Below are 23,453 nucleotides of genomic sequence, written 5' to 3'. Positions count from 1 at the left end.
ACAGAATATAATTTTCAGAATTATTATAAAACTAAGCTAACGTTAACGTCAACTAGGAGGATACATAAATGACAGAGGAAAAGGTTTTTACCATCAGTGAGCTTGCCACGATGTTTGATATCAGCTCAAGAACAATCCGCTATTACGAGGAAATTGGCATGCTGACATCAGAAAATCGGGACAGCCTGACCAAGCAGCGCAGCTATACGAATCGGGAGCGGCGGCGCCTGAAGATGATTCTGCGCGGAAAAAAGCTCGGCTTCAGCCTCCAGGAAATCAAGGAGATGATTGGTCTCTATGAATCAAATCCGGAAGGTGAAGCGGAAAAAAGCAGGATTATTGCATTCGCTGACAGCAAGCTAAAGGAAATCGAGGAGCAGATCATACAGCTGCAAATGCTGCGGGAAGACATTCTGACTTACAAAGAAAAATATGAAAACAGCCGGGTGAAAACATAAAATTATTCTTATTAAAAGGGGCTGATTGAAGTGGGAGCAACGATTCACGGAGTATTGGAAAGAAACGCAAGGAAGTTTCCTGAAAAGGACGCCTTTATTACGGCGTCAAACCGCCTGACATATGGTGACATGAACCGCACATGCAACAGGCTGGCACGATATCTTCAGGAAGAAGGAGTCCGGCGCGGCGATTGTGTGGCGGTGATGTCGCGCAATAATGAGCACTTCTTTTTTGCTTTTTTTGCCTGCATGAAAATCGGCGCCATTCCGATGCCGATGAATATCCGTTTGATACCGAAGGAACTGGGGGCTATTTTTCAAAATGCGAATGCTGCTGGGGTTCTGTATGAGAATGAGCTTGCTGAAACGGTGAATTCGTTAAAAGAGAATTTGAATTTCTATTTTTCGATTCAGAATGCGGCAGAGGCTTCTGCTCATTTTTCTGACGGGAATCTCGATGTGCCGATTGATTCGCTGGATATCTGCGAGATTCTTTTTACATCCGGAACAACCGGGACGCCAAAAGGAGTGGTGTTTAACCATGAACGCATTTTGGCAATCGCCTCGGCAGTTTCAGTTAATTTCAGCTTGTCGCATAAAGACTCCATGCTTACCCTGATGCCGCTCTCCCACTCTGCTCCATTGAATACTTTCTTCATGAGCGGGTTTTATTGCGGCGCAACCCATGTGATCGGGGACTTTACGCCTAAAGGCTTCTTGAACTGGATTCAGGAGGAAAAGACGACCTTCTCATTTGCGGCTCCGGTTGCCTATTTGCTTGCGGCCAAGGATCCGGATTTGCCTACTTATGATTTATCCAGCATGCGTGTTTTTGCATATGGCGGTGGTCCGCTGGCACTTGCCTCCTATCATCATGTAAAAAAAGCATTTCAAAACGAAAACTTCTATCAGGTTTACGGTCTGACGGAAGCGGGACCGAATGGAATTTTATTATATCCGGATGAACATCTGGAAAAGGCCGGAAGCATCGGCAAAAATCCGACGGTTAATATGGAAATCCGGGTGGTCCGGCCGGATGGCACAGATACAGACCCTAATGAATACGGCGAGATTCTTCTGACTGGCGACAGCATCATGCTGGGATATGACAATAACCCGGAAGAAACGAACGCGGCGATGAAGGATGGCTGGCTCTATACCGGGGACATTGCTTATCGGGATAGGGATGGCTACTTTTATATTGTGGACCGTAAAAAGGATGTCATCATTTCGGGCGGCGTCAACATTTATCCGCGTGAAATCGAAGAAGTACTCGCGAAGCATGAAGCTGTTTTGGAATCCTGTGTGGTCGGTGTGCCGCATGAAGAATGGGGTGAGACCGTCAAAGCTGTCGTCGTGCTGAAGGGAGATGCTTCTGAAGAGGAATTGCGTGCATTTGCTGCTGAACACCTTGCTGAGTTTAAATGTCCGCGTATTTACTCATTTGTGGATGAACTGCCGCGGAATGCGAGCGGGAAGATTTTGAAGCAGCAAGTGAAATTGGTGCATGCTTAATTGGATGGGGGATCAGGTACTTGGAAGGTGCCTGATTCTTTTTTGTGTATGGAAATTTTATGGCAGCAGGTTGCTGGCTCTGATAGTTTAAATGGCTTCATGGCGACTATTTTTCTTGACTCTGGTTCTTTTTCGGCTTCATGAGAGCTTCATGGCAACTATTTGTCTGAATCTGGTGCCAATTATTTAATCTCAATGAATAACGACGAAAAGGGAGATTCATCAAGAAATATGGGAGTTAATCCAAATCATTAACGACCATATGAGAGATCCATCAAGAAAAATGGGAGCTAATCCAAATCATTAGCGACCATATGAGAGATGCACCATGAAATATGGGAGTTAATCCAAATTAATAACAATCAGAAATACTGAACCCCCTCCCTCCCGCTCAGTTGCTTTTTTCGGGTTTATAATGAAAATAGCAGGAATTCTCCCCTAAAAAAAGTATCTTAATAGTACGACCAAACAATCCAGGAGGCCCTATGAAGTCAAGAACCGAAACCGATATGATGAATCTGATTTTATCAACAGCCCGTGAGGATGTGCGGGTGCGCGCGGTTATTCTGAATGGCTCGCGCGCGAATCCGAATGTGAGGAAGGATATTTTTCAGGATTACGATATTGTGTACATAGTTAGGAAAATGGAGTCCTTTACCTATGATCATAGCTGGGTGGATGTATTTGGTGAGCGGGTTATGATGCAGATGCCGGAGGAGAAGGTGCTGCCGCCTGCTGACGGCCATGGCCGCTTCCCCTATTTGATGCAGTTTATAGACGGGAACCGGATTGATCTGACGTTGATTCCAGCTGAAAAGATAGAGGAGCTGCTGGAGCCCGATAGTCTGAGTGTGCTGCTTCTTGATAAGGATGGGCTGATTGGATACATGCCGCCAGCCAGTGACCGGGATTATCTCATTAAGGAGCCGGATGCTCAGGAGTTTGCGGATCTCTGCAATGAATTTTGGTGGATCACAATGAATATCAGCAAAGGGCTTTGGCGCAGGGAGCTGACTTACGCGATGTTTATGCATGAGCAGATCAACCGCAATGTGCTGATTACAATGCTCGAATGGAAGGCCGGCATCGCAGCCGATTTTACAAAGAGCGCTGGCAAAGCCGGCAAGTATCTGCCCAATTTTCTTCCTGCCGAGGTATGGGAGGAGTTCGAATCCACCTATTCAAACGCCGATTTTAATCACATATGGGAAGCCCTTTTTACCATGTGCTCCCTTTTCAGAAAAGCGGCAGTCAAGGTCGCAGAAAAGCTGGGCTTCGAGTACCCATATGAAGATGATAAGCATGTAACTGCATTTTTAAAGCATGTCCGCAGCCTGCCTGCCGATGTATCATCCATCTATTAAAAAATCCCCTTCACAGGGGATTTTTCTAGTTATTCTTCAATTCCAGCTGTTCGAACGCAGACCAGTTCACCATTTTCTCAAGAAGAATGGAGATCAGGACGCCCATTAGAAGCCCGTTGGATAAGAATGGCTGAATCAAAACCGGCAATTCTGCGAACACCGCAGCGGGTGTATTCATCAAGCTGATGCCGATCAGGACGGGTGCGGCTAAACGGAAGATTGTGTCTGAGTTGAACACTTTTCCGCTTAAGCTGTTGAAAGCAGTCCCGAACAGCTGCAGGTACGCGACAAACAGCACGGCGTTCCCGACTGTTACCGGCATGCCGGCCAGCCATGAACCCAGGTGCGGAATCAGGCCAATGACCGTCAACAGCGCGCCGCCAATGAAGAATGGTGTTCTCATCAATATTCGCGTACTCTGAAGGAATCCGATCGATGAGGTAAATGGCGTATATGGCACCAGGCCAAACCCGCTTCCAATCACCGTAAATACTGCGGTGATAAAAATCGATCCGCGGTACTCGCGCTTCCCGGAATCTTTTTTAAATAGACGGTCACTGGAGCTGATCGAAGCGACTGTATTGCTCAGATTCATCAGACTGGCAAAAAAGGTGACTGCCACAATACCGATTTCAAGGTTAGGCTGTCCCAGCGGAAAAAGTGTAAAGCTCACATCTCCGGACGCTCCCCCCTGCACCGCTTCACCTGCAAACAGGAGATCATAGCCGATCCAGCCTGCCAGCAACCCAATTAAAATAGAAAAATTGCTGATGACGGCGTTCCCTTTTAATTTTAATAGACTCACAAAAATAACAAGTGCAAAGGAATAAAGGGAGATGGGAACATCAATGGTGCCATGTTCACTGACCTTCATCATGCCTTTGAAAAAGATGAAAATCAGCTGGAAGGTTAATAGGAACAGGTAAACGGACATCACCATCAGGCTGAATATCGATTTTAGCAGAGAGATGCCGTTGAAGGCTGCGAGAATGAGCGTGACAGCAGATGCCAGGAGTACACCTGTCGCAATTCCTCCCCCGATTTCCGAATAGCTCATTCCAAGGGACGACGCCGACAGGCCAAGGTTTAAGATGACTCCCCACAGCAAGCCGGAATGGCCTTCCATGAGCGGATAGCGATGTCCTTTCCAGCCTTGAAAAATGGTCGCCAATCCCGTAAAGATAAGCGAGGTTCTCAGCATCATCGCAATCGTTTCTCCCGGCAGCCCAAACACTGTTCCAACCGAGATCGGGACCATCACTGTATTTGCAAAAATAAAAAATAGCCATTGAACTGAAGAAAATATTGTTACGGTACCAAACCGTTTATCCAAGGTATCAACACCGCTTTCTATTATTTCGTTACTCTAAAAAATAAACCAGCTATTATTATAGTACAAATCGTGAAAAATTTCTTTGGATTTTTCTTGAAGAAAGGTGGAATTTGGAGGAGAGGGAGCTGGAGCCCTGGCCGATCAAATGACCGATATATCTAAAAAGGGATAGATAAATAAGCCGCGGGCTGGAATTCTTTTTTACAAAAAGATAGTTATAAGTACGGACAAACTAATCCCTATTTAAATATAATATCGTGTAAAAATTGTATGGGAATGGATGTGGAAATTATGTCTCCAAGGAAAAATACTGCTAATCCAAATCTCCTGACTCCCAGCGAACTTCATTCTATTAATTTCTGGATATCAAGCATGAAAAAATGGGAAAATAAGGGGAATTATTCAAAGGTCACTATGGCAAAAAGGACTTTGCGGTTACGGTATAGATTTCTGGGAAAAGGATATACCAGAATTGTCTATGATATGGGGAAAAATTATGTGTTAAAGGTTGCCCTTTCAGATCTTGGCCTTAAGTGTAATAAAACTGAATGTGAAATTTTCACTCATAGTCCTCCTGACATAAAAAAACATCTTTGCCCAGTCATACAATACGGAAATGGCTGGATTATAATGAAAAAAATCCCTAATAAAGTACCTGATAATAACCGATTTAATAATCAAATCCTGCAGCTGCATAATAAATTTATAAGCCACGGGATAATACCGAATGACTTTAAGAAGGCAAATTTGGCATTCTCCAAAGAACAGATCCTCACAGTTATTGATTACGGAAATTTTATTCAGAATTAATCATTTATCTTTTTAGTAATATATTTCACATCCCTCTTCTCAAATCATGATTCAACATCCCTGCTTCCCAAATCCCAATGTTTAATTCAGCATAAAAACCCGCAATAAGTTTTGCGGGCCCTCCTCCATTTTTACATAAACCCCGAAAACCACAGTCCGAGCGCGGTTCCGACGTAGTTGCCGATAATATAGCCCAGCGTTCCGACAACAAGTATCGGTCCGATCAAATCCTTCCAGCCTTTGGCGATGGCCATGGCTGCAGCGGTGGTCGGGCCGCCGACATTGGCATTGCTGGCCAAAAGAATTTCCTCGAGGTCATATTTTAGTAGTTTGCCTGCTGTTAAAGATACAGTCAGGTTCACTGCGACTATAATGAACACAAACACCAGCAGAAGCGGGGCATTTTCGATAATCAGCGGGATCGATGCCGGGATGCCGATCACGACAAAGAACAGGTAAATCAGGAATGTGCCGATTTCCTGGCTTCCGTTAATAGACTCGAAGTATCTCGGAAACATAGCCAAACCCAGGAACGTCAGAGTAGTCAGCATCAAATACTTGTCTCCAAACAGCCCATTTACGAGATTGATAAAGAAAGAAACGTCATCCCCGGAAGGAATGGCTGCGTCCAGGAATTCAGCGATTTTAAACGAAACAATCACAAGCAAAAAGGCTGTTCCGACGGATAACGCGATATCCTTTAAAGAGATGTCCTTTCGCTTCCAAAAGCTCTCGGCAAGTGTCTTCCCCTCTTCTCCTATACTTCCGTTTTCCACCTGGTCAACATGCGGCGTTTTAAAACGGCGCCGGAAAAAGCCAATGGCCGGTACCATCATAAGAACTACGAAGTAAATGGCCATCATTAAATTATCGGCGACAACTGCGGCGGAAACCATTTCTCCAGGCGTCTCGAATTTTGCCGCCATGGCCGCGAAATTTACCCCGCCGCCAATATAGGATGCGCTGAGCATCGCGCCTAGTTTATCAAGGACAGGTATATGATCTTTCAGTAAAAAGAAACTGATGATCACCCCTGCCACTGTTCCAATGGAGCTGATCAGAAAGATAATCAGCAGCCGGCCGCTTTCCTGCCAGATTTTTTTAATCTTCACATGAAAAAGAAGCAATGGGATCGCAAGCGGAATGATAAAAGTCCAGACTGCATCATATACTGGCGATGCAGTTGGAATAATGCCGGTATTGGATAGAATAATGGCGCCAATCAGGGCAACAATCGCCCCTGAAATTTTTGCTGCCCAGCTGTAACGCTGCTCCAGATAGATGCTTGCCGAGGCCCACACCACAATACTTCCCCATAATGTTACATAATCATCAGCTTTAATAAGTGTCTGCTCCAATAGCATTTCCTCCTTTTTTACAGTGTCACTATTACTCATAGTAGCTCTATCTCTTTTAAAATTCAAAATATTCAAACCCACAAAAAATGATTCGACAAAATTCGGGTGGTACCTGTCACCAAAAATTATTTTATTATTTTTTGAAGCCGAAAGTGCCCTTTCGTACGTCTAGATGGCAGACACTTTTTTAGAAGGAAGGTTATTGCGTGATAGAAGTTAGAGAATTAAGCCATGCGTTTGAGATTGGCAAAAAAGAAAAGAAGACGGTTATTCCGGTATTGGAGGGTGTTTCTTTTTCAGTGGAGAAAGGCGAGATTGTCACAATTGTGGGCAGGAGCGGATCCGGGAAGTCGACGCTTTTGAATATCATCAGCGGTTTCATTAAGCCGAAGCATGGTGAGGTCTGGATTCATGGCGAGAAGGTCAGTGATTATAACGAAGGAAAATTCGCTGATTTCCGCCTGGCGAATCTCGGATTCATTTTCCAGAGCTTTCAGCTGATTCCGAGCATGACGGCTTACCAGAATGTCGAGCTCCCTCTCATTCTCAAGGGGATGCCCGAAAAGGAAAGACAGCAGAAGACGGAAGAGACGTTAAAGCGTGTAGGACTCATTGAATATAAGGATCATTATCCAAGTGAGCTTTCCGGCGGACAGCAGCAGCGTGTCAGCATCGCCCGGGCGCTTGTCGTGAATCCTCCCCTCATTCTTGCTGATGAACCGACTGGCAGCCTGGACAGCGAAACAGAAAACGAGCTGCTCCAGTTCATTCAAGAGCTGAACCGTGATCTGGGCATTACGTTCCTGATTATTACGCACGACGAAAAAGTGGCAGCCATCGGCCATAAGACAATTGAAATCACAGATGGAAGGGTTATGGAGGGTGTATTGGCATGAATTTAAAAGATCAATTCCGATTTGTAAGGCAAAATATGAAAAAGAATAAAACAAGGCTGTTTATGACGATATTAGCCACAGCAATTGGATGTACCTTTCTGATTGTACTGGCATCAGTCGGATTCGGCCTCCATAAATCGATCATCCAGGATGTAATGGAAGACAGCCTTGTGACGGAAGTTCAGGTTCACGGCAAGGAAGCGGGCGAAGGAAATTTTCAGGGCATCAAAGATGAAGATATCCAGCATTTTCAAGAAATCACCGGGGTAAAAGCAGTCACCCGCAGGCAATCTCTGCAACAAAGCCCGATCTTTAAAACAGAGGATTATACCGCTCAATCAGAAGCCGTTTCGGCCTATTTCCCTGAAGAAGTGAAAGCAGGATTCGAGCTTTCTGAAGGAAGACTCCCGGAAAAAGGAAATGAAGTAGTGGTTGGCTCCTCCTTTGCGGATGGTCTGTCTCTAGAGCCGAAAGAAGGAGAGAATGCCTTTAATGAGGATGGAACGATAAAGGAAGAATACGCCTACAAGGGTGAGTTAGTCGGAAAGACGATTGAAATGGAAATTATCAAAATGGAGGATGGCAAGGAAATCAAAAAGTCCATTCCCCTGACCATAACCGGGGTCACAAAAAAGCCTTCTAAAGAATGGATGCAGATCCGCACGGTCTTCATTTCTGAAGACACCTTTAAAGAAGTCGAAGCTTTCACCGGCACACCTGGCGGCAGTCCCGAGCAAGTGGAAGGAGCTTCCGAGGATACCGGCCGAATATACGATAGAGTCAGCCTTTACGCTAAAGATGTCGAGGCTGTCACAGGTATCAATGACAAATTGAAAGACGGCAATTATATGGTTTATTCCATCGTAAACGAGATGAAGCAGATTAATATGGTTTTTACGATTCTAAAAATCGGCCTTCTCTTCATCGGAACCATCGCTTTAATCATTGCTTCCATCGGCATTTATAATACAATGACGATGGCCGTTACGGAGCGCGCCCCCGATATCGGCATCATGAAAGCGATCGGCGCCCATCCGAAGACGATTAAGCGGATCTTTGTCCTTGAAAGCAGCTATATCGGACTGCTTGGTGCCCTGATTGGCACGATTGTTGCTTATGGAATCAGCTATGCGGTCAACCTGGCACTTCCGCTCGTGCTGGAAAGAGTATTTGAGGAAGCTCCGCCTGAGGGCCTTATGCTTTCTTACATTCCATGGTCCCTTACTCTGATCAGTGTGTCGATTTGCCTGACTGTCACCATCTTCTCCGGCTGGCGTCCGGCCAAGCGCGCGACACAGGTGGATGTGCTTAAAGCGATGAGGCGGGAAGTATAAAGCACTTTAACTGAAAGAAACATCGCCGGCTGAAACCGGCGATGTTAATTTAATACCCCATGTAAGGCACCCAGAAGGGTGAAAATAATAAGATGATCTCCAATGGCAATCAGAAATGCCTTTTGGCTCATCAAACCGAAAAGCCTATTTTTCAGATAAACCATGGAAATTAAGAGGCCGATCATAAAGCCCAGTGCCAGACCTTCTATCCAGCTTCCGATTTCAATCGATTGTACAAGGATACCGATGAAAAAAGAACTGATAAACGCAATAATGACAGAAATCAAATATTTAAGAGGGCCTTCACTTTGGTGGTCCTTAATTTCATTGCTTCGTGATTTCTTCCCCAATAATGAAGAATAGTAGATTCCCCCATACATCATATATAAAACCCCGCCAATCAAGACAGCTAAAATATTCACTGAATTCCAATCCACCACTACTTCTCCACACACCTTTTCTATTTTGGTTCGATGGCCAGCGCAATAGCTTTAACTCGGCAATTAAGAGAAAGTGAGCCTGATTCTTCATCCAGCTGTACGAATTCAACCGGATTTCCGAGATATCTGTATCCGCTTCTTGGAAGCCAATAGCTGTAGAGCTCCGAGTAGCATTCAATGAACGTGCTTCTTTCACTGTAAGGAAGAGGCTCTTCAAATTCATAAACAACATGCTTTCCGCCTGCAAATTGATAAACAAGCTCGTCATCCTGATCTATGACCGCACTTTCATCAACCCCGATGCAGCAGTCATACCGGCTTTTTTCAGGAGGCGTAATATACGGATTATTCCTCGGGACACCTGCTATCATCGTATTCAGATTCAGGAGCCCTCTCGATTTGGACCAATGATAGATTTCTTCCCACACATCCGGAATCCCCTGTGTATACGGGCCGATGCTTTGCCTCTTTACGATTGTGCAAGCCGGCAGCTCAATGGCCTTCACTTTTGCCAGGTCCAGCCATCTAAAATCATTATAGGTGTTTGAATGAGATCCTTCTATCTGAATCTTGCTATAAAGTTTAGATTTCTTTTTAAAATTTTCCCGGAATGAGTATGTAAAATAGGATAAAGATGAAAAACCGCACATCATCGCAACTTGTGTGATTGGAATATGGCGTTCGTAAATTAAATAGTGGGCCGCATCCTCGAGGCGCAGCCTTTTGATATACTCAGCAGGCGTTTCACCTGCAATTCCTTTAAACGTCCGCTGAAAATGATAAACGGAATATGTCGATACTGCCACAAGCTTTTCAAGCGGAAGCGGCTCACTTAAATGGCCATCAATATATTCGAGCACTTTATTGATTTGTTTTTGCTGTTCTTTTCCGTAAGAATTCACCTTGTAGCCCCTTATTTTCATAATACTATCGATTATATCTTACATTAGCTTTATCGCCATAAGCAGGAAAAATTAAATGAAAACGCAGTCTCCTTTAGAGACTGCGTCAGCATAGGCTATTCCATCTTCATTGCTTCCTCGCGAACCTTCTGCAGGAATTCCTCTACCACTTTCAGGTTGTTTTTATCGCCGCCAAGCTTCAGCATGGCCCTTCCAACGAAGTTTACCCCTTTATTTTCCCCTTCATAAATAAACCTGGTGCGGGAGTCATCTATTTTGACCAGCGTAAATGCAAGTGTAATTTCAAAGGCTTTTCCCAATACAAAATGGATCTGCTTATGCTTTTTATCCTCTGAGTTCTCATAAGCCAGTGTTTCGACAATATAAGTCTCCAGGCGCTTGCCTTCTCTGTAGGTTTGCCTGTGCTTTGCCCCTGCTTCATCTTCCCTTTTTTCGATCAGGGTGTGCTCTTCGACCTTGGGCATGATTTTCTTTATGTGCTGGTCGGAAAACAAGATCCAGACCTTTTCAATATTTCTTTCAATCATGATTTCTTCTTTCCATTGAATCACAATTCTTCCTCCTTCCCCGAATCCAAAAAGGCATCGATTTCATCTATTTGACCTTGAAGCTCCTCCATCTGCTTATCGATCAGCTTTCTTTTTTGCAGCAGCAATGCTTCAAGATTGGCGAATGATTCATCCTCCATCACTGAAATCATTTCCTGAATGGTGAAGCCTAATCTTCTTAGTTTTATTAACAGGATAGCCAAAAAGTAGCTGCCGTCATCGTAATACCGGTAATTGTTTTTTGAGTCTATGAGAGCGGGCTCCAGCAGCTTCACTTCTGCGTAATATCGCAATGTTTCCTTCGTTAACCCGGTCATTTCCGCAAACTCGCTAATCTTGTACATCGCTTCCTCCCATTTATCTTAAACTGTGGGGTGCACCACACGGTCAATGCTTTATTTTCAGTGTACAAGAAAAAAGCCTTAACGGCATCGTCCGTTAAGGCCTCCGGGTTTATGGGCTCAGCATAAATCTCAATGCACGGCTTAAAACGGAAGCGGTCTTTTTCGATCGTTAAATCTCCCGTACCGTTCACAACGGCACGCAATATATGCTGATTGGTAAATATGGGCATAAAAAAACATCGCCTCTTATTGGCGATGCTTTACGGACTTACCCATTTAAAAATAAGGTAGCCGTTACATATTTCTTTGTCAGCGACTTGTAGTAGGCCGATAAAACCGTCAATGATGCCGTAACAAGAATATTGGAGACGATGTCTTTCTGCTGATCAGTAAAATCCTGAAAACTCTCCAATGTTTTCAATGCTTCTTTTTTGATGCATTGCTCTGTCTGATCGTGCATGCTTTTTCCGGCACTATTGTGCTGATGGGCTTTTTCAAAAATAGCCGCGTAAGCAGAATAAAAAGGGATCGGCTCTATCAGATCGTCTGTGCGGTCATCCAGATCATTAAAAAGTAGAGCAAGAATTTTTCGGATCGAATCGAAATCAAGCGTTGCTTTCAGATCCTCCACGATAAAAAGCATAGCAGCCTGGTCGGCCGAATATTTCTTGCCGAGCTGCGGACTGCCAATCAGGTCCTTCACATCCCGCTTCACCCAGTTTTGCACGGCAGTCGAAGATAGATGGGTAAATTCAATCTGGTTTCCCAGTGCGACGATTTCATTGAGGGAAAAGCCGATTTTCTGCAGATCTGCACGCAGCAATTTTTCGAATATAGCCGGCATTTTGGTATCCAGAAAAGCTTCGGTTGACATTCCATTTTTTTCATGAGCACCCGCCCATGCCTGCTGGAGGATTTGTTTGGGCGAATGCCCTCCTTCCCCCTTCAGCGACAGAAGGAAATCAGCCATGCTTTTCCTCGATAGCTGGAATAATTCCAATATAATCAGCCCCTGCGTTCTCTTTTCGATGCTTTCATCCTAATGGTTTCAATGATCACAGTCAACGTCTATTTCGTTACCGCCTAGTTTTTACTTGTCATTTCACTTGAAAAATTATATTATATAGTCAGAAGACAAGTTCATATGAACTCAAAAATAGATTAAAGGGTGAGGAAATGGGTAAACGTATTTTTTACTTTTTATTGACGAACGTGCTTGTTCTATTGACGATCAGTATTATTTTCTCGCTGATTGGCGGAGGAAATTACATCAATGCCCAGGGCGGCATTGATTTCGGCGCATTGCTTGTGGTCAGTGCCGTGATAGGTTTCACGGGCTCCTTCATTTCCCTGTGGATGTCCCGCTGGATGGCCAAGAGAATGATGAATGTCCAGGTGCTGGATCCGAATGGTGCCCTTTCAGCAACTGAACGCGACATCGTGGAAAAAGTTCACCGCCTTTCAAGATCAGCAGGCTTAACACATATGCCTGAAGTGGGAATTTATCATTCCCCTGAAGTAAATGCTTTTGCAACAGGCCCTTCGAAAAAACGCTCTCTTGTAGCGGTTTCAACTGGATTGCTCCAGGAAATGGACGACGATGCCATTGAAGGCGTCATCGCCCATGAGGTTGCACACATTGCGAACGGAGACATGGTCACCATGACCCTTCTCCAGGGGGTTGTCAACACATTCGTTGTCTTCCTTGCTCGAATCGCAGCCTGGGTGGCATCCCGTTTTGTCAGAGAAGAAATGGCACCGATTGTACATTTTATTGCCGTAATCGTGTTCCAAATCGCCTTTTCAATCCTTGGAAGCCTTGTGGTCTTCGCCTACTCCCGCCACCGCGAGTTCCATGCGGACCTTGGAGGAGCTGACCTTGCCGGCAAAGACAAAATGACACATGCCCTGCAGATGCTGAAGGCCTACTCCAGCCGCGTTAAGGGTGAAGAACAGACAGCGATCTCTACTTTGAAAATTAATAACAGAAGCAAAGCTTCCCTGTTCTCGACACATCCGGATTTGGATGAGCGCATTAGACGATTGAGTGCGAAGTAAGCAGAAAAACGCCAGCGCCTTGTCCGCCACTGACAGCTTGAGAGGGCAGGATGCTTGCGCTAGACATGTGAAAGGGTGCCCTGAATGGGGCACCCTTTTCATTTTCCTTCATCTCCAATTCTCTGAATATTGTTTGCCCCTCCATTATCCGGGTAATCTCCTAGTAGACAGCAGGAAAAGCATCGGGGCTAAGGCTGGGACGGTTGTCCCGATGCGGCACCCTGGAAAATTAATTAACGCGAGGAGGACATGAACATGAGCGGTTTCCAGCGCATTGCACTTGTACTGACGATCATCGGAGCCATCAATTGGGGGCTGATTGGATTTTTCCAATTTGATTTAGTTGCCAGCTTATTCGGGGGACAGGATGCAGTTTTATCAAGAATAGTCTATGGTTTAGTGGGAATTGCCGGATTGATCAATCTGGGTCTCCTCTTTAAAGCGAGCCGTGAATATGAAAGAGAACCGGAATCAAGGCCAGTTCGATAAAAGGAATTCCTCCACCCAATATGGCTGGGAGGTTTTTTAATCAAACGTTTGATTAAACCGATAGACCAAAAAACGCTCATTTTCATTGCCCTCGAGGACCACCTCTTTTATCAATTCAAATGGGGTGCTGTTTTCCAGATAAAAAATATAATCTTCTGAAGGGTAATATAAAATGATGTCCATTGTACGCGGTTTCTCTTCGGCCGAGCGCAGGATGCTGTTGACGACTTTCATGAAAATCTGCACCGAAAACGGATTGAAAAAGTAAAAATGGCTGTCCTGCGGTGTTATTTCATACTCCTGTGCCAGGATGCACTGAAAACTGATTCTGTCTTTTTCCCCTTTGTAAGTCAGCAGATTTTCCAGTGCCTCACGGTAAAAGTCTTCACTCATCTCCACACCGGCAGCGGATGCCCGAAATGTATGGTGAATATAAAATGGCAGCCGGCCTTTGCCGCAGCCGAAATCCACCAGGCGGTCACTGCTTTTAAGCCCGTATTCGCTGAACAGTTTTTCCAGACCCTGATATGGAGTGGGCTCGTAGCGGTGGTAGTGGAATGATTTATGGAATCCTTTCTGGTCGTCGCTTGTATGGATGTTGAGTATTTCATCAAAATTTTTCATGCTGGATTCCTCCGCTAAAAAATGCCTGCCGCCATCCAAATTGGACAGCACCAGGCATTGTGATATGTAATACTTATTTCGATTCAATCACTAGATATTCTCTTAATGTCTGCTGTAATGTTCCCTTTGTTTCCGCCTGATTTTCGAATGTTACGCCGGCATGGATCATTTTTCGGACAAGTTCAGCACGCAGCCCTGTAAGGACCGCATCGCAGCCCATCATTTTGATGCCGCTCAGGATCTTTTTGAAGTGAACAATAACGTCAATTTCCATATCGGCTATTCCGGAAAGATCCATGATTAAGGTCTGGATCTTAATGGATGAGATATCCATCAGAACTTTCTCTTCAATCGTCTGAATCCGGTAAGAATCAATCATCCCAATCAGCGGCAGTACAGCGACAGAAGTGCTGACCGGAATAATCGGCACCGACAAATGCTCAACCAGTTTGCGCTGTGATTTAAGCATTTCATCTTTATAATCAGAGTAGCTGATGAAGAAGTTATTTAAAAATTGGTCAACATGATCATTGACTTCCTTTTCCATATTATAGAAGTCATCACCTACGGTCTGCTGCCCTTTGATTTTGTCAAACTGGTATAAAAAGTACCACAAAGTGCGCCGGATCGCCTGTACCCATTCCAGCTTAAATGACAGCGTCAGAGAATGCTCCGCCCAGGCAACGCCTTCCTGTCTGGCAAAAGCAATCAGCTCTTCTTCTTTATTTTCGGCTACATATAAAGCCATTTTCTCGGCATTTTTTAAAAGATCGATATTGCCTCTCTGGAGGATTTCATTGATTTTAGAGGCTACATTCACAGCCTCAGATAATAATTTTTGCTGAAAATTCTCACGATTTGCGACAATAAACCCTGCTATATCCTTGGTATCCTTGTAAGTTGCTTCCATTTTAAGCATACGCCCCTTTGTTTTATATACTATACACTTTCGTTTTTATCTCGAAAAGTCCTTCTCTTAAATATGGAAGATATCATCATGCTTCCAGACCCCAAAGTTTATATACCCTTATTAATTTGCCCATAAACCTTTAATTTGATTTTTTTATCACGAAAAAAAGCGCCGAAATTGGCGCTTCTTTTTAAAAAATTCCTGATGTGCTGATAAACACAACAACAATCGTAACAGGAACCAATACTTTCATCAGGATGTTCCACGCTGTGTACATGCCAGGGGAAATATCGCTGCCAAGCAGAAACTCCTCTTTTACAAGCTGTTTGTCCATTCTTATAGAAATAAACAGGGCAATCAGTAGGCAGCCGAGAGGAAGCAGGATGTTGCTGACCAGGTAGTCGGTTGCATCAAATATATTTTTTCCGAAAATGGTGAAGTCCCCAAGCAAGCTGAACGAAAGCGCAGCAGGAATCCCGGCGGCGAACATGACAATACCGGAGATCCAGGAGATTTTTTTCCGGGAATGCTTTCCGTTTTCGATGAATGCAGAGACGATGATTTCCAGCATGCTGAACGATGATGTCAAAGTGGCAAATAAGAAAAGCAGCAGGAAGATCGCCAGGAACATTTCCCCTAATGGGATCTGTGAAAAGACGGCCGGCAGGACCATGAACAGAAGCCCCGGGCCTTCAGCCGGTTCAAATCCGAACGCAAACACAACCGGGAAAATCGCCAATCCTGCCAAAACAGAGATAATAATGTTCATGATGACAACAGAGCCCGCTGAATTTGGGATGCTTACTTTTTTATCCAGATACGAGCTGTAAGTGACCATGCACGAGAAGCCGACTGCCAGTGCAAAGAACGACTGTCCCAATGCATAAAGGGCCGATTCCCCTGTGATTTTGCTGAAGTCCGGGTTCAGGAAGAACTTGACTCCTTCCATCGCTCCATCCAGTGTCAGTGCACGTACCACAAGCACGATAAAAAAGATGAATAATAGCGGCATCATATATTTGCTTGCAGCTTCAATCCCATTCTGAATTCCGAATGTGATGACCACAATGTTAATAAGCAGAAAAGCTGCCAGTCCCAATAGTGTCCAGCTTGGCGTGGATGTAATCATGCCAAACAGTTCCGGATAGGCTGCACCTGGCGTAATGATTTGGCCGCCAATCGACAGGACTGTATAAATCAGCACCCAGCCCCCAACAACCGAATAAAAACTCAGCAGCAGGAAGCAGCCGACAACGCCAAGCTTGCCGGTAATGGTCCACGGACTGTTTGGAGCCAATTTATAATAGGCAGACACCGCTTCCTTCTGTGCCCCGCGCCCGATAATAAACTCTGAAATGAGCATCGGTAGACCGATCAAAATCGTAAACGCGATAAACATCAGCAAAAAGGCGCCCCCGCCGCTCGTTCCGGCCACATACGGGAACTTCCAGATCGCTCCCAGGCCAATCGCGGCACCGGCCGAAGACATGATAAAGCCAAATTTAGAAGACCATTGCTCTCGTTTTGTACTCATAGTACCCCCCCTGTTCTCTATTTTTATGCAAGGCCCGATTCAAGAAGACTTTCGGGCCCCAATCCCCTTTAAATCCTAGATTACAGCTCTGTGCGGATATCCCAAAGTTCAGGGAAGAAGCGCTGATCCAATACTTTTTTCAAATAGCCGACACCTGATGAACCGCCTGTTCCCATCTTAAAGCCGATGATTCTTTCCACCGTTTTCATATGGCGGAAGCGCCACTGCTGCAGCCAATCTTCAATATCCACAAGTTTTTCCGCAAGCTCGTATAACTCCCAGTACTTTTCAGGATTTTTATACACCGTCATCCAGGCTGCGCGGACCGAATCATTTTCTTTATATGTTCTGGTTACATCTCTATTCAGAATGTCTTCATCAACTGGCAGGCCTGCTTTGTGAAGCGCGCGGATGGCTACATCGTATAAGCCCGGCTTTTCGAACGCTTCCGTTAACTTCGCATGCAGCTCAGGATCTTTTTGGTAGATTTTCAGAACATGCTCGGTTTTGTAGCCTAACGCAAATTCTACCATACGATACTGGTAGGATTGGAAGCCAGATGCCTGGCCAAGCGAATCGCGGAACTCCATATACTCGGACGGCGTCAATGTGGACAGCACATCCCATGCCTGAATAATTTGCGATTGAGTCTTCGAAACGCGCGCCAACCGCTTTTGTGCTGTAGATAAATCATTGTTTTCAATCGATTCGATGGCTGCACCCATTTCATGAAGAATCAGCTTCATCCACAGCTCGCTCACCTGGTGAATGACGATGAACAGCATCTCATCATGATGTCCGGAAAGCCTGTTTTGCGCGGATAGGATTTTGTCGAGCTGCAGGTATTCGCCGTATGTCATGTTGTTCGTGAAATCTGTATGGATGCTCTTTTCAGAGGTTGTCGCGTTTACGTCCTGGTGTTTTTCGTTGCTCATGTGAGTTCCCCCTTGGAATTGGTTCTTGTCGTTCTCGATTCGGTCTGGTTCTGAGGCCCGGTATATCAGTGACTGACCGATATATCTGGAAAGTGACCGATAAATTGAAAATCTGACCGATATTGTTATGTGATTGACCGATAAATTATTTTTTTGGCCGATATACCTGCTTCGGCTTGCGGCCGAACTACATTTGGCCGGTAAATCCCGCAGTTTGGCCGGTATTTCATTCAAATCGGCCGGTAAAAGCTATTTCTGCTGGCTGATGCGGTTCCAGCAAGGCAGAAATTTAGCATTGGCCGCCTGTTCGGGCGTTAAATAGGCTTTTTCGGGCGTTAAACCTTCCATATTGGCCGGTAAATGCGAGATTTGGTCGTTCCCGCGCTTAAATCGGCCGAATAACAGCCCGCACAGGGCTGCCATCTCCGTCTTGTATCGGGAGCGGCAGGGCAATTAGTTCGTAATTTCCTTCTTCTATCTCATCCAGCATGATATTTTCCAGAATATGAATGCCATTTCGATATAACGCATGGTGTGTTTCCATCTCTTTGCTGTCGAGGGCATCGACGGATGGCACATCCACTCCGAGCAGGCGCACGCCTTTACTGCCGAGGTAATCCGCCATATCCGCTGTCAGTTCAGGGATCCGATTCGGAAACACTTCCGAATTATTCGGAACCGCGGTCCTAAGGAGGACACGTTCTACTCCTTCAAGATCAAATCCTTTCAGAACTTCCGAATCCACCGTTTCATAGGCAGATACATCAATTACCCGCGCAGGCCCGATATACAGCTCGATGTCCAGGCCCAAAATCTTTTCGCCTTCGTCATTAAAATGGAACGGTGCATCGACATGGGTGCCGGTATGCAGACTGGTCGTAATTCTCCCGATATTGACAGAGCCGGTTTGCTCTTTTGTAAAAGCCGTTTCATAGCTGAATGGCGTATCTCCGGGCCAGTGAGCGATGCTGTTAGTCAGCGGCTGAGAAATATCGATCCATCCTTTTTTCATCATGCTACCACGCCCCGCTTATTTTCGAATTGCTTATATTTTTCCTCTTCCATAATACCTTTAAGGATCTGAACTGTTTTCCAGACATCTTCAAACGTATTGTAAAGCGCAACCGGCGCCAGGCGGATTCCATTTGGCGCGCGGAAATCCGGGATGACTCCCTCAGCCTTCAGCGCCTTGCAGATTCTTGCTGCTTCCGGGTGCTCCAGATAAATATGGCCGCCGCGCTTCTTTTCATCAAGCGGGTTGCGCAGGATAAATCCGTGGCCATCAAGTTCATGCTGAATCAGCTCAATCATATAGCCAGTCAGTTTAAGAGATTTTTCACGGATCCTTTCCATGCCAGCTTCATTAAACATGCTGAGTGATCCAATAATTGGCGCCATGCTAAAGATATTCGGAGTTCCAATCTGATATGCGCCTGCATCCTCTGCTGCTGTCAGCACATGTTCCATATCAAACTGCTTATCCTTCCGGGAGCTGAACCAGCCGGCAAGTCCCGGCACCTGGCCAAATTGGCGCTTGTTCACAAACAATCCGCCCGTTGAGCCCGGTCCTCCATTCAGATGCTTATAGTTGCACCAGAACGCGAAATCCACATCCCAATCACTGAGAGAATGCGGGACAGATCCAACTGAATGGCATAGATCAAAGCCAATCTCAATCCCGCGTTTATGCGCTTCTGCAGTCAAATACTCCATATCCAGCACCTGACCGCTGCGGTATAAAACACCCGGCAGGACAATCAGCGCGATTTCATCTGTCATCGCCGCGACAATGTCTTCTTCCCTCAAGGTGTGGCCATCAGCGCTTTTCACCTGGACAAGATGCTCATCAGGATGATAGCCCTTCAGTTTCACCTGGCTTTGCAGCGCATAAATATCGCTTGGAAAATTCAGTTCATCTGCCAATATCTTCGTTCTTTTTCCTTCCGGCTTATAAAAAGTCGATACAAGCTGGTGCAGGTTAACGGTTGTGGAACCGCTTACAACCACTTCCTCCGGATTTGCCCCTACTATAGGAGCCAATTCATTTCCGAGTTTTTCAGATAGATAAAACCAGGGATTGTCCCCTTCTGTCCAGCCGTCAATGGCATGGTGCTTCCAGGAATCCACCAGGTCGAGGAGTGACTTTTCCGCACGCTTTGAAAGCAGTCCAAGTGAATTGCCATCCAAATAAATTCCATCTTCTTTTATATAAAACTCTTCCCGGTAGGACAGGTCATTCCCGGCATCCAGTCCGATTGCATACTCTCTTGTAAAATCCATAGATTTCCAACCTTTCAGAATATTTATTATTTACGAAAATTATATGGTTTGATTGACACTATGTCAATGATATAATGTCAGTATAGTTATCAGAAAATGAACGAAGGAATGAAATAAATGAAGAACCCGATCGATCAATTGCCGGCAAGGCAGCAGCAGGCCCTGAAAACACGCCAAAAGCTTCTCCAGGCCGGAAAAGAAGTTTTTCTCGAGAACGGTTTCCAAAAAGCAACCATCTCACAAGTGATCAAAAAAGCAAAAACAGGCTACGGCACGGCGTACGTCTATTTTAAAAATAAAGATGAGCTTTTTATTACCTTAATGGAAGACCTCATGAACCAGTTTTACGAAGTGGCCGAGATGCCCTTCAAGCCGCAGGCCAAAGAAGAGGCCTATGAAAATATAAAGAAGCAGGTCAGGCTGTTCCTGCAGCTGGCTTTGGACGAGCGGGACATGATGAAGGTCGTAAAAGAGGCAATCGGCGTCTCACCTGAGATTGAAGAAAAATGGTACGGAATCCGCGAACGCTTCATCGAGCGCATTTCCGTCGATATCCGCTACGCACAGGCGCAAAGGCTTGCCAAAGAGCACCTTGATCCTGCTCTTACCGCTAGAGGCTGGTTTTATTCCAATGAGATGTTCATGTGGGAGCTGGTGATGAATAAGGAAAAGTATCAGATGGATGACGTGATTGTGAATCTGACCAGAATGTATACGGGCGGATTGTATGAATAATTTAATGCCACAAATAAGGTGCCGGCCCAAAGTTTCCTTTAGGCCAGGCACCTTATTTTCAGGAGATCATCTAACCTGAGTTTAATATTGAAAAAAAAGGAGTTACGGCTATGGCCAGCGCTAAAGTGAACACGGCAATGGAACCAGCCTTATTCTTATTTTGCCAAAGTTTAAACGCAAAACCAGCTGTATACATAAAAACCACGATCATGATTCCCCACGCTAATGCATTCAATTTTAATCCCTCACTTGCTCTAAACTTGGCAATTCACTTTGTCTGCCAAATTCACCAAATTTAATTTTTACAGCAACATTAACCTTCATATTGGGATAAGATTTCATCCAGTCGAACTTTTCGTATTCCGGGACCGTTGAGAAGTGTCTTCTGGCACTCAGCGACCAGCCGAATGGTTCTCCTTTAAATTCTTCTTGTGTTTTAGCAACGAGATCATTCATTTTTTGTGTGATTCTTTCCTCAATATATTGTTTTAACTGGGTTCTCTTCCCTCTATGTTTAGCATAGTTAACCATACTATGATCGGACAATATTTCCATATAAAGCGGGACCGCCACATCAATGGACGGTACTCCATGTTTCAGATTCATTTTTACTTCATTCGCTTCTTTCTGCATAATTCTTGCTGCAATCCGGTATCTTTCGTCAAAAGGGTCAGGAAAAGAAGTTAAAATGTCCGCCTTGACTATCGTATCATTTAAAAGGCCTGAAAGCCGCGTTTCTTCACCTGTAAGCCGTCCAATCATTCTTCCTTCTTTAAAAACAGCTGCCCCTATAAATTGGGTTTTATTTGTTTGCCCTTCGGTTTGAAGTCCCCCTGCAAAAAATTGCTCCTTCTGCTTCCCCTCTTTTTCTTCCTCAGCAGAACCGTATATAGCCAGGAAGAGATTAGCATCCGCTTCAGCAATCCTAAAAAATCTATGCAGATCTGAATCGGGTATAAAACCGGTTTGGATCCCGTGTTCTAATATTAAATTAAAGTATTTATGAATTCGGGTTTCCAATTTAGGGTCATTTTCATTTATAAACTTACTGGCTTCTTCTTTGGTTACGATCAATGGAATGTTTCGTTTAATCTCCCTGTCTTTTGTGGCATCATACATCCATCTGATAAAATCCCCGCTTTTAGCGAAATCTTCAGAGACGATCATAACACTCAATAGATCATAGACTATATCTTTCGCAATAGTAGTGTTTGCCAGGTTCTTTGATGTGATGATGTCACTTGTTTGAAAGGATAAGATTTCCCGCGGGGGTTCATCAGATCCTCCCTGTTGTTTGGATAATTCAGGGTTTGAAATGAGATAAGTTATTTTAATTTCATCCTCTTTTTCCCCCTTATCCAGGCCCACGGCAACCACATAGGCTCTTTTGTCTATACTGATTTGATCCCAGCAGCCGCTTAACAGGAAAATCATCACCAATAAACAGAGATATTTACATAAATGCCCGTATTTCTTCATTTCTTGAATTCCCCTCTTAGTTTTGCCGTAATCCATAATACAAAGGGCAGCCCTAAAAAGAATGGAGTAATAAGGTGGAGGAAATTCTGCCTTAGATTAAAGATCGTAAAAGTTGGGGTTTCCGGTATCATCCCAATGAAAACAAATAACGTCGCCAGTGTCGGGATGATATATTCAAATTGCTTAATGTTGAAAAGGCCTCCAAACAGCAAGGCACAAAGATACAAATAAACGGCAAAGCGAACAAAAGTGGACAGCAGCCAGAAAGGGAAGATAAACATCTCTACATTGGTCAGAAACCCGAATTGAATATACCGAATGGCTTCATGAAAAGGATAATTCATCATTTTTACAGCGATATAATCAAATACCAGCACAAAGCCAAACAGGGCAAAGGTAAGCTCTAAAATAACAAAAATAAATCCCAGCCGTTTCCATTTTCTATAGTCCTTTGAACTTTTTATTAAGGGAGCAATCAGACTGAAATATACAAAGTCTGCAAAAAGAGAGGAATTTGCTGTACTCTCCTTCATAATCTCCCATTTGCCTGGTCCAAAAATAGGAAATATAAAATGGATTTCCCCTTGGATATAAATCATGATCAACGCAGCGAAAGCGGAGATTTTGATCCAGAGCAATACAGTCCAGGCGAATGATCCAATATGCTCCAGTCCCTTTTTTGCTCCATACACGGATACAGCCATTAATAGGACATAAATAATAAGTGCGGGTGTTTTCGTAAAATACATAGTTCCGATTATGTCTGTATAAATCGCTGTGTCAATAATAATCGCATAGGATTGAATGCCCCATAATAAAAACAGAATGATAAATCCCATGTATTTTCCAAACAATTTTTTAATGATCTCGACTAAGCTTTTGCCTTCATACAGCGAAATGACTTTTATCAGAAGATAGAGAGGGATGATCGATATCATTCCCATTATTATTGGTGCCATCCAGGCTGCATTCCCTAATCTTTCATATAAAATGGCAGGGGTATCGTCAGCCAGTTTTGTCCCAACAGTCAGGATAATGATTGCGATAAATTCCCTTCCGCCTATTTTTCCCTCTATTTTCTCCATA

General features: G+C 44.5%; 25 protein-coding genes. 9 read left to right on the top strand and 16 right to left on the bottom strand.

What is annotated here, in order from left to right:
• Positions 1 to 68 precede the first annotated feature (68 nt).
• From JI665_RS17285 to JI665_RS17275, 3 genes are all read left to right on the top strand, one after another.
• On the top strand, positions 69 to 458 hold the full coding sequence (locus tag JI665_RS17285) for a MerR family DNA-binding protein (RefSeq protein ID WP_206841335.1): 390 nt from the start codon (positions 69 to 71) through the stop codon (positions 456 to 458).
• Between the two features lie 30 nt (positions 459 to 488).
• On the top strand, positions 489 to 1,973 hold the full coding sequence (locus tag JI665_RS17280; protein ID WP_206841332.1) for a class I adenylate-forming enzyme family protein: 1,485 nt from the start codon (positions 489 to 491) through the stop codon (positions 1,971 to 1,973).
• A gap of 485 nt (positions 1,974 to 2,458) precedes the next feature.
• Positions 2,459 to 3,337: an aminoglycoside 6-adenylyltransferase gene (locus JI665_RS17275; protein ID WP_206841329.1), complete on the top strand. Its 879-nt coding sequence runs from the start codon at positions 2,459 to 2,461 to the stop codon at positions 3,335 to 3,337.
• Between the two features lie 25 nt (positions 3,338 to 3,362).
• Here the strand turns inward: JI665_RS17275 and JI665_RS17270 are convergent, their stop codons facing one another.
• On the bottom strand, positions 3,363 to 4,670 hold the full coding sequence (locus JI665_RS17270; protein ID WP_206841327.1) for a uracil/xanthine transporter: 1,308 nt from the start codon (positions 4,668 to 4,670) through the stop codon (positions 3,363 to 3,365).
• Between the two features lie 291 nt (positions 4,671 to 4,961).
• Here JI665_RS17270 and JI665_RS17265 point away from each other — a divergent pair, with 291 nt between their 5' ends.
• The gene (locus JI665_RS17265) at positions 4,962 to 5,480 is read left to right on the top strand and encodes a hypothetical protein (RefSeq protein ID WP_206841324.1); all 519 of its coding nucleotides are present in this window, start codon (positions 4,962 to 4,964) and stop codon (positions 5,478 to 5,480) included.
• Between the two features lie 131 nt (positions 5,481 to 5,611).
• Here the strand turns inward: JI665_RS17265 and JI665_RS17260 are convergent, their stop codons facing one another.
• Positions 5,612 to 6,838 (bottom strand): DUF819 domain-containing protein, encoded by a 1,227-nt coding sequence (locus JI665_RS17260; protein WP_206841321.1) that lies wholly within the window; start codon positions 6,836 to 6,838, stop codon positions 5,612 to 5,614.
• Between the two features lie 206 nt (positions 6,839 to 7,044).
• Here JI665_RS17260 and JI665_RS17255 point away from each other — a divergent pair, with 206 nt between their 5' ends.
• Both JI665_RS17255 and JI665_RS17250 read left to right on the top strand, forming a co-directional pair.
• Positions 7,045 to 7,734, top strand: coding sequence for an ABC transporter ATP-binding protein (locus JI665_RS17255; protein WP_206841318.1), 690 nt, complete (start codon positions 7,045 to 7,047; stop codon positions 7,732 to 7,734).
• Entirely contained in the window at positions 7,731 to 9,068 is a 1,338-nt protein-coding gene (locus JI665_RS17250) for an ABC transporter permease (RefSeq protein ID WP_206841313.1), read from the top strand. The genes JI665_RS17255 and JI665_RS17250 overlap by 4 nt, the downstream gene beginning before the upstream one ends.
• Positions 9,069 to 9,112: 44 nt before the next feature.
• Here JI665_RS17250 and JI665_RS17245 read toward each other — a convergent pair whose 3' ends face one another.
• The 5 genes from JI665_RS17245 to JI665_RS17225 all read right to left on the bottom strand — a co-directional run bounded on the left by JI665_RS17245 (position 9,113) and on the right by JI665_RS17225 (position 12,323).
• Positions 9,113 to 9,505, bottom strand: coding sequence for a DUF1761 domain-containing protein (locus JI665_RS17245; RefSeq protein WP_312886235.1), 393 nt, complete (start codon positions 9,503 to 9,505; stop codon positions 9,113 to 9,115).
• A gap of 23 nt (positions 9,506 to 9,528) precedes the next feature.
• On the bottom strand, positions 9,529 to 10,410 hold the full coding sequence (locus JI665_RS17240) for an AraC family transcriptional regulator (RefSeq protein ID WP_312886234.1): 882 nt from the start codon (positions 10,408 to 10,410) through the stop codon (positions 9,529 to 9,531).
• A gap of 116 nt (positions 10,411 to 10,526) precedes the next feature.
• Positions 10,527 to 10,982, bottom strand: coding sequence for an SRPBCC family protein (locus tag JI665_RS17235; RefSeq protein WP_206841293.1), 456 nt, complete (start codon positions 10,980 to 10,982; stop codon positions 10,527 to 10,529).
• Positions 10,979 to 11,323, bottom strand: a complete 345-nt coding sequence (locus tag JI665_RS17230; RefSeq protein ID WP_206841290.1) for a MerR family transcriptional regulator — start codon at positions 11,321 to 11,323, stop codon at positions 10,979 to 10,981. The genes JI665_RS17235 and JI665_RS17230 overlap by 4 nt, the downstream gene beginning before the upstream one ends.
• A 268-nt stretch (positions 11,324 to 11,591) precedes the next feature.
• The gene (locus tag JI665_RS17225; RefSeq protein WP_206841285.1) at positions 11,592 to 12,323 is read right to left on the bottom strand and encodes a DUF1836 domain-containing protein; all 732 of its coding nucleotides are present in this window, start codon (positions 12,321 to 12,323) and stop codon (positions 11,592 to 11,594) included.
• Between the two features lie 176 nt (positions 12,324 to 12,499).
• Between JI665_RS17225 and htpX the strand changes: the two genes are divergently transcribed.
• Both htpX and JI665_RS17215 read left to right on the top strand, forming a co-directional pair.
• Positions 12,500 to 13,381, top strand: a complete 882-nt coding sequence (htpX, locus tag JI665_RS17220) for a protease HtpX (protein WP_206841282.1) — start codon at positions 12,500 to 12,502, stop codon at positions 13,379 to 13,381.
• A gap of 255 nt (positions 13,382 to 13,636) precedes the next feature.
• Positions 13,637 to 13,870, top strand: a complete 234-nt coding sequence (locus JI665_RS17215) for a DUF378 domain-containing protein (RefSeq protein WP_206841279.1) — start codon at positions 13,637 to 13,639, stop codon at positions 13,868 to 13,870.
• A gap of 36 nt (positions 13,871 to 13,906) precedes the next feature.
• Here JI665_RS17215 and JI665_RS17210 read toward each other — a convergent pair whose 3' ends face one another.
• The 6 genes from JI665_RS17210 to kynU form a co-directional block, all read right to left on the bottom strand.
• A complete protein-coding gene (locus JI665_RS17210) occupies positions 13,907 to 14,494 on the bottom strand; it encodes an SAM-dependent methyltransferase (protein ID WP_206841275.1) in 588 nt (195 codons plus the stop codon).
• A 73-nt stretch (positions 14,495 to 14,567) separates the two neighbouring features.
• Complete coding sequence (locus JI665_RS17205; protein ID WP_206841261.1) at positions 14,568 to 15,404, bottom strand: STAS domain-containing protein; 837 nt, start codon at positions 15,402 to 15,404, stop codon at positions 14,568 to 14,570.
• A gap of 190 nt (positions 15,405 to 15,594) precedes the next feature.
• Positions 15,595 to 16,938 carry a sodium-dependent transporter gene (locus JI665_RS17200; RefSeq protein WP_206841258.1) on the bottom strand — a complete coding sequence of 448 codons (1,344 nt, stop codon included), beginning with the start codon at positions 16,936 to 16,938 and terminating at the stop codon, positions 15,595 to 15,597.
• Between the two features lie 80 nt (positions 16,939 to 17,018).
• On the bottom strand, positions 17,019 to 17,873 hold the full coding sequence (kynA, locus tag JI665_RS17195) for a tryptophan 2,3-dioxygenase (RefSeq protein WP_197246894.1): 855 nt from the start codon (positions 17,871 to 17,873) through the stop codon (positions 17,019 to 17,021).
• Positions 17,874 to 18,258: 385 nt separating this feature from the next.
• On the bottom strand, positions 18,259 to 18,888 hold the full coding sequence (gene kynB, locus JI665_RS17190) for an arylformamidase (RefSeq protein ID WP_206841255.1): 630 nt from the start codon (positions 18,886 to 18,888) through the stop codon (positions 18,259 to 18,261).
• Complete coding sequence (kynU, locus tag JI665_RS17185) at positions 18,885 to 20,153, bottom strand: kynureninase (RefSeq protein WP_206841239.1); 1,269 nt, start codon at positions 20,151 to 20,153, stop codon at positions 18,885 to 18,887. Before kynU ends, kynB begins: the two co-directional genes overlap by 4 nt.
• 117 nt (positions 20,154 to 20,270) lie before the next feature.
• Between kynU and JI665_RS17180 the strand changes: the two genes are divergently transcribed.
• Positions 20,271 to 20,888 carry a TetR/AcrR family transcriptional regulator gene (locus JI665_RS17180; RefSeq protein ID WP_206841235.1) on the top strand — a complete coding sequence of 206 codons (618 nt, stop codon included), beginning with the start codon at positions 20,271 to 20,273 and terminating at the stop codon, positions 20,886 to 20,888.
• A gap of 70 nt (positions 20,889 to 20,958) precedes the next feature.
• On the opposite strand, the gene JI665_RS17175 is transcribed toward JI665_RS17180, so the two are convergent.
• Genes JI665_RS17175 through JI665_RS17165 form a run of 3 tightly spaced genes read right to left on the bottom strand, consistent with a single transcriptional unit; the run spans position 20,959 to position 23,452 of the window.
• Positions 20,959 to 21,123: a hypothetical protein gene (locus JI665_RS17175; protein ID WP_206841232.1), complete on the bottom strand. Its 165-nt coding sequence runs from the start codon at positions 21,121 to 21,123 to the stop codon at positions 20,959 to 20,961.
• A gap of 2 nt (positions 21,124 to 21,125) precedes the next feature.
• The gene (locus JI665_RS17170) at positions 21,126 to 22,367 is read right to left on the bottom strand and encodes a Ger(x)C family spore germination protein (protein ID WP_206841230.1); all 1,242 of its coding nucleotides are present in this window, start codon (positions 22,365 to 22,367) and stop codon (positions 21,126 to 21,128) included.
• Entirely contained in the window at positions 22,364 to 23,452 is a 1,089-nt protein-coding gene (locus JI665_RS17165) for a GerAB/ArcD/ProY family transporter (protein WP_206841228.1), read from the bottom strand. Before JI665_RS17165 ends, JI665_RS17170 begins: the two co-directional genes overlap by 4 nt.
• Position 23,453: the final 1 nt, after the last annotated feature.

Source organism: Bacillus sp. NTK034 (assembly GCF_017303275.1).
Taxonomy (GTDB): domain Bacteria; phylum Bacillota; class Bacilli; order Bacillales; family Cytobacillaceae; genus Cytobacillus.
The sequence above is the reverse complement of the archived record's forward strand: the minus strand, read 5'-3'. Positions and strand labels throughout refer to the sequence as shown.